Consider the following 12,765-nt stretch of genomic DNA (forward strand, 5'->3'; position numbering starts at 1 on the left):
CATTTAATTGCGCAAAATTATAAAATAATAGTTTTTTTATCTTGTTGTACTAATACAGTTTCATTTTTTTATTATAACACATTTAGAGGTGATTAAGCATCTGAAAATAATAACAAGTTAGCCATACTAGATTATTTTTTGAAAATATTTTCAAGATATGTGAGAATAAAAAAAATGCACAACAAATTAAACCGTTGTGCATTTTGAAATCTTATTTTCTCTATAAACTCTCGCTTAATCATCACCTGCAGTGCTGAAATATGGTTATTTAAACCTGTTTAGAGGATTCTTTTTCTTCTCCCCAAATTTTTACTTCAGTGTGAAGCTGTACACCAAATTTTTCTTCCACGACCTGCTGCACAAGCTGAATCAAGTCCATAATATCCTTTGCACTGGCATTATTCTTGTTAATAATAAAACCAGAATGCTTTTCAGATACTTGAGCACCCCCTATATAAGTGCCTTTTAAACAACAATCTTCTATAAGCTTACCTGCAAAATGGCCCTCTGGCCTCTTAAATGTACTTCCTGCTGATGGGTATTCTAATGGTTGCTTATCACTTCTTCTTTTTGCAAGAGTGTCCATCCTCGCTTTTATAACTTTCACATCTCCCACCTGAAGACTAAGAGTAACTGATACCACTGTATATCCATACTTTAAAATTGCGCTACTCCTATAAGCAAGTTCCATTTCACCGTTTGTTAATGTTAATAATTCTCCGTTACCATCAATTGCTAACATACTTTCCATTACCATAGACATTTCGCCATCATAGGCTCCTGCATTCATAGCTGCTGCGCCACCAATGCTGCCTGGAATTCCACTAGCAAACTCCATGCCTTTAAGACCACTGCCTAAAGCTACCTCTGCCACATCGAATAATGTAGCTCCACTTTGTGCCATTATTTTATTTCCTTGTACCTCAATTTTATCAATCTTAGATAGTTTAATAACTACCCCTCTAATTCCACCATCTTTTACAAGTAGATTGGAACCATTACCTATTAAATAATATTTCACTCCATTTTCTTTGCAAATTTTTATCACAGCTTGAATTTCACTAATGTCCTCTGGAGTTACTAAAATATCCGCCGGTCCACCTACTTTGAAATAAGTATGGTTTTTCATTGGTTCATCTATCATTATGTTAGCTCTGTCTATTGCTTCATATAATTGTTTAAATAATTCTACATATTTCTTCATATACACTCCTCAAACATATTGATATATTTATATACTCCCCTAGCATAAATTATATAATTCATGCTAGTAAAGTTATAGCCATTTTATTTTAACCTTTTTTACTAGATATTTCAACATTTTATATTCATCATTGTTTATTGTTCATTTTTCTGTCACAATTTACTGTTTTTTAAAATATTCTAAAACACATTGAGCTGCTTTACTGTCTATGGAGGGAGTATCCATTAATTCCTTCATACTTGCTTTTTTTATATTATCAATGTTACCAAATTTCTTGAGTAGCGCTCTTCTTCTCTTTTCCCCTATACTAGGTATATTATCTAATATAGAATATAGAGTTCTTTTGTCTCTTAGTGTTCTGTGATAAGTAATAGCGAATCTATGCACCTCATCCTGTATTCTAGTGATTAAATGCATGCTTTGAGAATTACTTTTCATAATCAACTCTATATTATTATATATTAAACCTCTAGTTTTGTGCTTGTCATCTTTAACCATTCCACATACAGGTATATTGATATTAAGACTATTTAATACCTCCAGAGCCACATTAACCTGTCCTTTTCCACCGTCCATAAGAATTAAATCAGGAAATATACAAAACTTTCCTTTACTTAATTCTAAATTTCTCTCTTTTATTTCTTCAACTTCATAAAGTCCCCGCTTAAATCTTCGCTCTAAAATTTCACGCATACTATCATAATCGTTAGCACCTATTACGGATTTTATTTTAAACCTTCTATAATCACTGCTTTTAGGTTTTCCATCTTCAAAAACTACCATAGTACCTACAGAATCCACCCCCATTATATTTGAAATATCATAGGATTCAATTCGCTCTGGTATTTCATCCATTTCCAATAGTTCTACAAGCTCCTGCAGTGCAATTTTATGAATTTCCTTATCGTCCCGATCCTTTATTTTGAATTGCTCAAGGGTTATCTTAGCATTATTTTCTACCATGTCCAAGGTCTTCTTCTTTTCTCCCTTTTGAGGGATTTTAATTGTAACCTTTGAATCCTTCTTCAAGCTAAGCCATTGTTGCAGAATCTCTCCCTCACTTATAAAAGGAACATATATAATTTTAGGAATAAAGGCTGTTCCTCCATAAAATCTCTTTATAAATCCTTCTATAAGTTCACTTCCTAGCTCATCTGCTGCATCATTTAAAATAAAATGTTCCCGGCCTACTATCTTGCCATCTCGAAGGAAAAACACCTGGAGGCAAACATCTTTTTCATCCACATATAAATTAATAAAATCTTCATTCTCACAATTTCCTATTACAATCTTTTGCTTTTCATTTATCTTATCTATAGCCAAAATTTTATCGCGAAGTACTGCTGCTTTTTCAAATTCTAAAGACTCCGACGCGCTTTCCATCTGTTGCTTTAGATCATCCACTATATTTCTATCTTTTCCTGTAAGTAACTCCATTGTTCCTTTTATAAATTTGCCATAATCTTCTCTACTAATATAACCTGCACAGGGTGCCTTGCAGAGGCCGATATGATAATTCAAACAAGGCCTTGTATGCGGTAATCCCTCTTTTATAACTCGTTTGCAGGTTCTAAGTGGAAATATTTTTTTTATAAGTTCAATAACCGTATATACGGCCGCTGAATCTGTATAGGGTCCAAAATATTTCCCTCCATCATTTGCAATATTTCTAGTTACAAAAACTCTTGGGAATTCTTCATTTATAGTTATCTTTATAAATGGATAGTGCTTGTCATCCTTAAGCAAAATATTGTATCTTGGGCTATGTTTTTTAATAAGATTACACTCGAGTATTAGCGCTTCCATTTCTGAATCAGTCACTATATATTCAAATTCAGCTATATTTTTCACCATAGCCTTAACTTTCTCAGAATGATTTTTGGAAGTTTGAAAATATTGTCTTACTCTGTTTTTTAATATTTTAGCCTTCCCCACATATATTATTTCGCCAAGATGATTTCTCATAAGATATACTCCTGGCGCCTCTGGAAGAATCTTTAGTTGATATTCAAAGTCAAACATGCATTTCCTCCTTGCTTTTCTCTGGGGTATATAACAATCATTAATTGTTATTCCTCCTAGTCTCTCTGGGGTCACATATTCACAAACAAACATATATAGTCATAATTATGGTTGCATACTCCTATTTCCTGGGCAATTTATTACAAATTGATACATGTATTATGTTACTATTATGCAACTAATGCCAACATTTGTCTTATAATTCTCCTTTTTAAGTTAAAACAATAATCAATTATAATCGTGAAAAAACAATTATAAATTATATGAAAATAAAGTCAGATATTGTTCCATATCTGACCTTATAATATTAGTCTTTTCACATGTTCTTACTTTTAATTTTATTGCAAATAAGCACTAATCATTTCTTTAGTTATTTGGGCAGCAACTCCGCCGCCTACTCCACCCTCTTCTACAATTACAGCTATAGCAATTTGAGGATTTTCATAGGGTGCAAAACCAATAAACCAGGAATGTGGACCCACTTGTTTACTAGCATCACCTTTATGGTCTGCTGTTCCTGTTTTTCCACAAACTGATATGCCAGGCACTGCTGCAGCTGTCCCTGTGCCTTCAGCCACAACATCCCTCATTAAATCCTTCATAATCTTAGCATTTTCCTTTGACATGGTTTCTCCTAATGCTTTGGGTGCTACCTTGCTTAGTGATTTACCCTTACTACTCAATATTTCTTTAACAAGCATTGGTTGCATCATAACACCATCATTAGCAACAGTACTTGCCACTAGTGCCATTTCCATAGGAGAAGCTAAAACCTCAGCCTGACCTATAGCACTTTGTGCTATATTACCTTTTTCATTGCTTTTATAACTTGGAAATTGACTATTTTCTATGGTTAAGCCTGATGCTGGAGTATCCTTGTTAAAATAAAATTTTTCTGCAGTATCCTTTAACGCCTTATTTCCGAGGTCAATACCTAAGGTTCCAAAAACCACGTTACTAGAATGCAAATAAGCAGTTCTAAAATCTATATTCCCAAAAACCTCACCATCATAATTTTTAAGTGATGAACTTTGATTGAAAACTAATGTTCCATTATCTTGAAACCTTCTATTGTAAACATTCGGCAGGTTTTCTAAAGCACTTATTGCCGTAATAGTTTTAAATATAGATCCTGGTGGATATAACCCTGATACCGCTCTATTAACCAGTGGAAAGTCCTTATTTGCTTGTATTGTTTTCCAATCCTTTTCTAAATTATTAGGATCATAAGAAGGCATAGACACCATTGCTAAAATTTCACCGGTTTTGGGATTCAAAGCCACTATTGCACCACGCTTACCTTTTAACGCATTAAAAGCTACATTTTGAAGCTTAGAATCAAGGGTAGTTCTGAGACCATTTCCAACCTTTTCTTCTTCCTTTTTATTAAAGTCAAGAAACTTTGAAACTACAGTATCCCCAGATCCCATAAGCTCTGCATCATATTTTTTTTCAAGTCCTGCAAGTCCATATATGGGATTCATATACCCTATAGCATGGGCAAAAACCGCTCCTTGCAAATATTGTTCCTTTTGAGACACATCATTTATTTTAGTACTTTTAGTTAAGGGGGTCATATCTTTGTCGTAAATTGTTCCCCTGAGCACCTTATTTCTTTCTGCCCATAATCTCTGATTAAAAGTACTTGACACTGCCTTTTGACTATTAAACATATAAATATAAGTTATGTAGGAAATTAATGCGATAAAAAGTATTAAAAATACTAACATGACTTTTTTTATATTAATTACAAAATCATTCATAACTTTGACCGTCCTCCGAAATTTTTTGAATTATACCTAGCGAAAAGAAAGTTACTATCATAGAACTTCCACCATAACTAACAAGTGGTAGTGTTATTCCTGTTAATGGTATAGCGCCAACTACCCCACCTACAATAACTAATGCTTGAGCGGCTATCATTGTGCTATAACCCACTGCCAGTAGTCTTGAAAATTTATCCTTGCCATAAACAGGCACCCTCATGCATCTATAAAACAGTAAAAAATATAATATAAGAATAGCAAGCCCCGTAAGTATACCCATTTCCTCAGATATAGCTGCAAAAATAAAATCTGTATTTCGCACAGGAACCATTTTAGGATATCCAAGCCCAAGACCTGTTCCAAAAAGACCACCTGACGCTATAGAAATTAAGGATTGTACTACCTGATGTCCTTGATCGTAGCCGTATTTCCACGGGTCACCCCAAATCAAAATCCTTAGGCGCACATGATCAAAAAGTTTATAGCTTATAAAGCCACCTATCATGAAAAGTACTAAACATACTAGTACATATTTAAATTTTGATGTAGCAATATATAACATAGTTACTGAAATAGCAAAAAATAAAAGCGCTGACCCTAAATCCTTTTGAATCACCATAAGCCCAAGCGAAACCATAACTACAATTCCAGGTTCAATTAAGGCTTTAATTTTTATAAGATCAGATTTTTCCTTAATATCATTACCATAATACTGTAGTGATGATGCTAAATATGCTACCAGTGATAATTTACCAAATTCTGTTGGTTGGAAACTAAATCCACCAATATTTACCCAGTTTTTAGCTCCATAAGTTGGATTTGCAAAAATACTTCCCATTGACATAAGAACAAGAGTGCATATTAAATAAAACCATTTATACTTTCCAAAACTAGATAAACTAGGAAGAAGCACTACTACTAAAATGAATATGGCAATGCCTACGGTATACCATATAAGTTGTTTAAGCGCCACAGCAGAATCTAGCCTATATAGCATGCCCATGCCTATAACCGCCAAAACATTTGAAAATAATAATATATATTTATCTCCGTCGGGAAAAAACCTTCTTATTATAAAATGAGAATATCCAAAAAGCACACATATTATTACACCCATAATCAAGGCGCCTTTATCAAGCCCATCTTTACCAATAAAGAACATATTTACAAACAAAACTATACATAAAAGATAAGTATACCTTAGAAGTTTTCGTTCTTCCTTTATACTTTCCATGCTATCACCTCGTTAATCATCACCTACGCAGCTGTTCATCACCTTCGGTGCTGAAATTTAACAACTTCAGAAGGAGGTTTTAACACCAACTAAAGTTTTATTTTTCTCTGTGGTCGTCATCTCCACTTATATACTTAAGAGCCTTTCCTTCTATAATGTTGTTAAAACTCACAATTTATCCTATAACCTTAAAAATTGAAGTTCCTATTTTAATTTCATCACCTTTTTTTATAACAACCCTGTCCTTAACCCTTTTCTTGTTCATTAATGTACCATTAGTACTCCCCAAATCCTGCAGTATATAATCTGTGTTTTTTCTATATATTCTTACATGCTGAGAAGACACGTACTTATCCCCCAAGATTAATAGATTATCTGCCTTTCTGCCTACGGAAAGCTCATCATTTAAAGGAATAACTGCACCAACTCTTAAGTTGAAGTTTTCTCCTCTTTCTATAACTTCAAGCCCCATAGTTTTCTTTATTACTGTTTTCTTCTTTCCACCACCTTTTATATCTTTATACATTATTCTCAAAGCAAATATTATTATAAGGTAAATAATCGCTATAATTGCATATTTCATAATCGAGCTTATAATAGTCATAAGTCACTTTCTCCTCTTTAAAAAAATAATCAAAGACTAGCATTGAATTAATATGCTAGCCTTGAATAAATTATAACATCTTTTTTAAATATTGTCCTGTATATGAATTTACATTTAAGGATATTTCTTTCGGAGTTCCAGTACACATGATGTAACCTCCCTTATCTCCACCCTCAGGGCCTAAATCTATAATATAGTCTGAGCACTTTATAACGTCTAAATTATGTTCTATTACCACTACAGTGTTACCCGCGTCAACTAATCTTTGAAGTATTTTAATAAGTTTGCTAACATCATCAATATGAAGTCCTGTAGTGGGCTCATCTAAAATATAAAAAGTCTTACCTGTACTTCTCTTAGATAACTCTGAAGCCAGTTTAATTCTTTGAGCCTCTCCACCAGATAATTGCGTGGAAGGCTGACCTAGTCTAATGTAACCTAGTCCAACATCTATCAGTGTTTTAAATTTACTATGGATTCTTGGAATATTTTCAAAGAATCTTACAGCTTCCTCCACTGTCATGTTTAAAATTTCATCAATATTTTTACCTTTATACTTAACCTCTAAGGTTTCTCTATTGTATCTTTTGCCCTTACAAACCTCACAAGGCACATACACATCAGATAAAAATTGCATTTCTATTTTAATTATTCCATCACCCTTGCAAGCCTCACATCTTCCGCCCTTTACATTAAAGCTAAATCTACCTGGCTTATACCCACGTATTTTCGCTTCTGAACTCATAGAGAAAACATCTCGAATTATATCAAATACCCCTGTATAAGTAGCTGGATTTGATCTCGGAGTACGCCCAATAGGACCTTGATCAATATCTATAATTTTATCTATATTCTCTACCCCTAAAATATCTTTATGTAGCCCTGCATTCTTTTTAGAGTTGTTTAACTTCTTGTTAAGACCTTTAAATAGAATTTCATTTACTAAAGTACTCTTTCCAGAGCCTGAAACACCCGTAACACAAGTAAATACACCCAGTGGAAAATCTACGCTAACATTCTTAAGGTTATTTTGCTTCGCATTTATTATTTTTATGCATGAGCCATTAGATACTCTAGTTACATCTGGAGCATCAATTCTCTTTTTACCACTTAAATATTGCCCTGTAATTGACTCTTCACAATTTTTTATGTCGTCGATGGTTCCTGCCGCCACAATTTCTCCACCATGTTCTCCCGCTCCTGGCCCAATATCTACAATATAATCTGCTGCTATCATAGTGTCCTCATCGTGCTCCACAACTACCAGTGTATTTCCTAAATCTCTTAGTTGTTTTAATGTCTTAATAAGTTTTTCATTATCCCTTTGATGAAGTCCAATACTAGGTTCATCTAAAATATATAAAACTCCCATGAGGCTTGAACCTATCTGAGTTGCTAGTCTTATTCTCTGGGCTTCTCCACCAGACAAGGTACCTGCTGATCTTGTTAAATTTAGATAATCAAGTCCCACATTCTTAAGAAAGCTAAGCCTATTATTTATTTCTTTAAAAATTTGATTAGCTATCATCTTATTTTTTTCTGACAATTCAACTTTTCCTAAAAAATCTACTTCATCTACAATGGACATGTTACAAAATTCATATATATTCTTTTCACCCACAGTTACAGCTAATGCCTCTGGGCTTAATCTTGCGCCATTACACTTAGGACATGCATTATCTCCCATATATTGTTCAACTTCTCTTTTTATATAATCAGAGGAGGTTTCAAAATATCGTCTTTTTAAATTATTTATAATACCCTCATAAACATGATTAAAAGTACCTGTCCTATATTCCTTAACATACTCTACCTTTATTCGTTCTCCATTAGTTCCATATAATAGTATTTTAAGGATTTCCGGATCATATTTTTCTATAGGCGTATCTAAACTAAACTTATATTTTTCGCTTAGTGCCTTTAATACTGCAAAAGTCCAAGAATCCTCTTTAAGACTTCCTTCTCCAAAGGACAAAATAGCTCCTCCCAAAACGCTCTTACTTTTATCTGGAATAATTAAATCCTCATCAATTTCCATAAGAGTACCAAGTCCATCGCAAGTGTCACACTTACCAAAAGGAGAGTTAAAAGAAAACATCCTAGGTGCGAGTTCCCCAAGACTTATACCACAATCTGGGCATGCAAAATGCTCACTAAAAAGCACGTCTTCTCCATCTACAACGCTTGCTATAGCAGTTCCCTCTGCTAATTTCAAAGCACTTTCTAGGGATTCAGAAAGCCTACCACGGATTTCTTCTTTTACAGAAATTCTATCAATGACTATTTCTATACTATGCTTTTTAGTCTTTGAAAGATTTATCTCTTCTTCCATAAGCTCTACTATATTGCCATCTATTCTAGCACGAACAAAACCATTCTTTTTAATATTTTCTATTATCTTAACATGCTCACCCTTTTTCCCCCTTATTATAGGTGAAAGAATTAAAAGCTTAGTTTTCGGTGGCATCTCCATTATTCTGTCCACCATCTGATCCACCGTCTGTTGAGAAATCACCTTGCCACATTTAGGACAATGAGGCGTTCCAACTTTGGCATAAAGCAATCTCAAATAATCATAAATTTCAGTTACTGTACCTACTGTAGAACGTGGATTTCTATTAGTAGTTTTCTGATCTATTGAAATAGCAGGAGATAGCCCCTCTATGTATTCAACATCTGGCTTATCCATATTACCTAAGAACTGCCTTGCGTAAGCTGACAGTGATTCTACATACCTTCTTTGACCTTCCGCATATAATGTATCAAAGGCCAGTGAGGATTTACCAGACCCTGAAAGTCCAGTAAATACTACAAATTTATCTCTTGGTATCTCTAAATCTACATTTTTCAAATTATTAACCTTAGCACCCTTTATAAAAATCTTATCCCTCATAACTTCACTCCTCATATACTTCCCTTAAATAATTAACAGCTCGCTACGCTTTTAACTCTCAAATATTTTTAATCTGTTTCTTAAGCTTATAAATTATATCTCTAAGCTGCGCAGCTCTTTCAAATTGTAAATCCTTAGCCGCCTGCTTCATTTCACCTTCATACCTGTCCATTAGCTTTTTAGTTTCATCATAATTTGCTTCCATAGCAGCTTCAAGGGTTTCATATACCCCTTCTTCCTCTTCCACTGTAACAGCTCCCAGCACTTCTCTAATATCTTTAATAATAGTAGTTGGTGTGATACCATTCTCTTCATTATAATCCATCTGAAGTTTTCTACGTCTATTAGTTTCATCCATAGCATTTTTCATAGACTTTGTGATTCTGTCAGCGTACATTATTACTTTACTCTCTGAATTTCTTGCAGCTCTTCCTATGGTCTGAATTAAAGAGGTTTCGGACCGCAAAAATCCTTCCTTATCTGCATCGAGTATTGCCACAAGAGCTACTTCGGGAATATCTAAGCCTTCTCTTAAAAGATTAATACCTACTAGTACATCAAATGTACCAAGCCTAAGATCTTGAATAATCTTCATTCTTTCTATAGTGTCAATATCCGAATGTAAGTAGGTAATTTTCATATCCATTTCTCTGAAATACTTAGTCAAATCCTCTGACATTTTTTTTGTAAGAGTTGTAACCAAAACTCTAAATCCTTTTCTTATTGTGTCCTGAATATTAGCATATAAATCATCTATTTGCCCTTTAACAGGTCTAATAGATATTTCAGGGTCTAATAGTCCTGTAGGTCTTATCACTTGCTCTGCAGTATTCTCACTATGCTCTGCTTCATAGACATTTGGGGTTGCACTTACGAAAACTGTCTGATTCATAGTACCCTCAAACTCTTGAAAGGTTAGAGGCCTATTGTCAAAGGCTGAGGGAAGTCTAAATCCATACTCAATTAAATTAGTCTTTCTCGATTTATCTCCCCCAAACATAGCTCTAACCTGTGGCAGCGTTACATGACTTTCATCTATAAACATTAAGAAATCCTCTGGAAAATAGTGCATCAGTGTTTGAGGCGCTGTTCCTGCAGGCCTACCATCTAAAATTCTAGAATAGTTCTCTATACCACTACAATAGCCAACCTCTCTTATCATTTCAATATCAAAGTTTGTTCTTTGCTTAAGTCTTTGTGCCTCTAATAATTTATCCTGTGATATAAGTTCCTTTAATCTATGCTCTAATTCTTCTTCTATTTGTTCTATAGCAGGCTCTAATTTCTCCTTTGAAGTCGCAAAATGGGAAGCTGGAAAAATAGATACATGCTTCCGTGCTCCAATAATTTCTCCTGTTAGCGAATCAAAGGATCGAATTTTATCTATTTCATCTCCGAAAAACTCTACCCTAATTCCTTCGCTTGATGATGAAGCAGGAAATATGTCAACAGTGTCCCCTCTTACTCTAAAGGTTCCACGAATAAAATTAATGTCATTTCTCTCATACTGTATATCTACTAATTGTCTTAATACTTCATTTCTATCCTTTTCCATGCCTTCCCGAAGGGAAACTGTAAGTTTTTTATATTCTTCAGGGTTTCCAAGTCCATAAATACATGAAACTGAAGCCACCACAATAACATCATTACGCTCGAGTAGCGCTGAGGTAGCAGAATGTCTTAATTTATCAATATCATCATTTATAGATGAATCTTTTTCTATGAATGTATCCGTTTGTGCAATATAAGCCTCAGGCTGGTAATAATCATAGTAGGACACAAAATACTCCACACAGTTGTCAGGGAAAAATTCCCTAAACTCCGAGCATAGTTGTGCCGCTAAAACCTTATTATGAGCAAGCACCAATGTGGGCTTTTGAACTCTTTCAATAATATTAGCCATAGTAAAAGTCTTACCTGATCCAGTTACTCCTTTAAGGGTTTGAAATTTCTTCCCCTCTTCAATCCCTCTCGCAAGACTATCAATAGCCTGTGGTTGATCTCCAGTAGGTTTAAACTTTGAATGTAATTTAAATTCATTCATAAAAATCACCGCCTTTTTCCTATAGGTGCGATAACAACTATTAATTGCTATCATGTATCTGAACATTTGTTCGTCTATTACATTTTAACTAAAAGCTTTTGATATGTCAATATCTCCTACTACTAATTCGCTAGTAATTAATGTAAATTATAAGTATTCTTCTTTATTAATACGAATAAAGTATGAGCCATTAATCTAAGAAGAATAATTTGACATAAGAACATTCGTTTGGTAACGTTACTTATATAATTATTCAAATATTTAGGGGGCAATATTAATGAACATAGATACAAAGCATAAAAGAATCATAGAAATTGTTCAAGATAAATTAACTTGCTCAGCTCATAATTTAGACCATGTATTTAGAGTATATAATCTTTGCTTGTTACTTTCGAAACATGAGAAAGATGTTGATTTAGAAGTTCTTATTCCATCAGCATTGTTGCATGATATTGCAAGAGTCGAAGAGAGTGAAGATAAAACAGGGGAAATTGACCATGCCATTTTAGGTTGTAAAATTGCAGAGGATATTTTAAGAAAGTTGGAGTATGAAGAAGAACAAATAAAAAAGATAAAACATTGCATTATGACTCATAGATTTAGAACTGGAAATGAGCCTAATACCATAGAAGCAAAAATACTTTTCGATTCAGATAAACTTGATGTTATTGGTGCATGTGGGATTGCTCGTACTTTTATGCTATCAGGACAATTTGGACAAAGATTAACAGTAAATGAATCACTTGATAACTATTTAAATGCAAATACTGTTGAAAACGGAAGGATAAAAGACGTTTCAAAGCATACGCCTTTTATTGAATATGAAGTAAAGTTTAAAAAAATTCCTGATAAATTATATACAAAAAAAGCAAGAGAAATCGGAAAAATAAGGCTTGAATTTATGAAAGAATATTTTAATAGATTAAAGTTAGAAATACAAGGCATTGAATAAAACATGTCAATTTTTTAGTTCAACTCTTTTTTCTTAGAGGATGCTA

8 protein-coding genes are annotated in these 12,765 nt (G+C 33.7%); 1 reads left to right on the forward strand and 7 read right to left on the reverse strand.

Annotated features, from left to right (window positions below):
- Positions 1 to 268 precede the first annotated feature (268 nt).
- The 7 genes from murB to uvrB all read right to left on the reverse strand — a co-directional run bounded on the left by murB (position 269) and on the right by uvrB (position 11,833).
- The gene (gene murB / locus G9F72_RS22840) at positions 269 to 1,204 is read right to left on the reverse strand and encodes a UDP-N-acetylmuramate dehydrogenase (protein ID WP_164959568.1); all 936 of its coding nucleotides are present in this window, start codon (positions 1,202 to 1,204) and stop codon (positions 269 to 271) included.
- Positions 1,205 to 1,363: 159 nt separating this feature from the next.
- Positions 1,364 to 3,226: an excinuclease ABC subunit UvrC gene (gene uvrC / locus G9F72_RS22845; protein ID WP_164959567.1), complete on the reverse strand. Its 1,863-nt coding sequence runs from the start codon at positions 3,224 to 3,226 to the stop codon at positions 1,364 to 1,366.
- A gap of 338 nt (positions 3,227 to 3,564) precedes the next feature.
- Positions 3,565 to 4,989, reverse strand: coding sequence for a peptidoglycan D,D-transpeptidase FtsI family protein (locus G9F72_RS22850; RefSeq protein ID WP_164959566.1), 1,425 nt, complete (start codon positions 4,987 to 4,989; stop codon positions 3,565 to 3,567).
- Positions 4,982 to 6,226 carry an FtsW/RodA/SpoVE family cell cycle protein gene (locus tag G9F72_RS22855; RefSeq protein WP_164959565.1) on the reverse strand — a complete coding sequence of 415 codons (1,245 nt, stop codon included), beginning with the start codon at positions 6,224 to 6,226 and terminating at the stop codon, positions 4,982 to 4,984. The genes G9F72_RS22850 and G9F72_RS22855 overlap by 8 nt, the downstream gene beginning before the upstream one ends.
- Before the next feature lie 175 nt (positions 6,227 to 6,401).
- The gene (locus tag G9F72_RS22860; protein WP_164959564.1) at positions 6,402 to 6,830 is read right to left on the reverse strand and encodes an FHA domain-containing protein; all 429 of its coding nucleotides are present in this window, start codon (positions 6,828 to 6,830) and stop codon (positions 6,402 to 6,404) included.
- Positions 6,831 to 6,900: 70 nt separating this feature from the next.
- Positions 6,901 to 9,723 (reverse strand): excinuclease ABC subunit UvrA, encoded by a 2,823-nt coding sequence (uvrA, locus tag G9F72_RS22865; protein WP_164959563.1) that lies wholly within the window; start codon positions 9,721 to 9,723, stop codon positions 6,901 to 6,903.
- Positions 9,724 to 9,781: 58 nt separating this feature from the next.
- A complete protein-coding gene (gene uvrB, locus G9F72_RS22870) occupies positions 9,782 to 11,833 on the reverse strand; it encodes an excinuclease ABC subunit UvrB (protein ID WP_411955942.1) in 2,052 nt (683 codons plus the stop codon).
- 211 nt (positions 11,834 to 12,044) lie between these two features.
- Here uvrB and G9F72_RS22875 point away from each other — a divergent pair, with 211 nt between their 5' ends.
- Positions 12,045 to 12,719, forward strand: coding sequence for an HD domain-containing protein (locus G9F72_RS22875; protein WP_164959561.1), 675 nt, complete (start codon positions 12,045 to 12,047; stop codon positions 12,717 to 12,719).
- Positions 12,720 to 12,765 lie beyond the last annotated feature (46 nt).

The sequence above is a fragment of the Clostridium estertheticum genome (genome assembly GCF_011065935.2).
GTDB lineage: Bacteria > Bacillota > Clostridia > Clostridiales > Clostridiaceae > Clostridium_AD > Clostridium_AD estertheticum_A.

Excerpts from the sequence above, each read along its gene's own strand:
- murB (WP_164959568.1), bottom strand. The coding sequence starts at position 1,204 with ATGAAGAAATATGTAGAATTATTTAAACAATTATATGAAGCAATAGAC.
- uvrC (WP_164959567.1), bottom strand. The coding sequence starts at position 3,226 with ATGTTTGACTTTGAATATCAACTAAAGATTCTTCCAGAGGCGCCAGGA.
- G9F72_RS22850 (WP_164959566.1), bottom strand. The coding sequence starts at position 4,989 with ATGAATGATTTTGTAATTAATATAAAAAAAGTCATGTTAGTATTTTTA.
- G9F72_RS22855 (WP_164959565.1), bottom strand. The coding sequence starts at position 6,226 with ATGGAAAGTATAAAGGAAGAACGAAAACTTCTAAGGTATACTTATCTT.
- G9F72_RS22860 (WP_164959564.1), bottom strand. The coding sequence starts at position 6,830 with ATGACTATTATAAGCTCGATTATGAAATATGCAATTATAGCGATTATT.
- uvrA (WP_164959563.1), bottom strand. The coding sequence starts at position 9,723 with ATGAGGGATAAGATTTTTATAAAGGGTGCTAAGGTTAATAATTTGAAA.
- uvrB (WP_411955942.1), bottom strand. The coding sequence starts at position 11,833 with ATGTTCAGATACATGATAGCAATTAATAGTTGTTATCGCACCTATAGG.
- G9F72_RS22875 (WP_164959561.1), top strand. The coding sequence starts at position 12,045 with ATGAACATAGATACAAAGCATAAAAGAATCATAGAAATTGTTCAAGAT.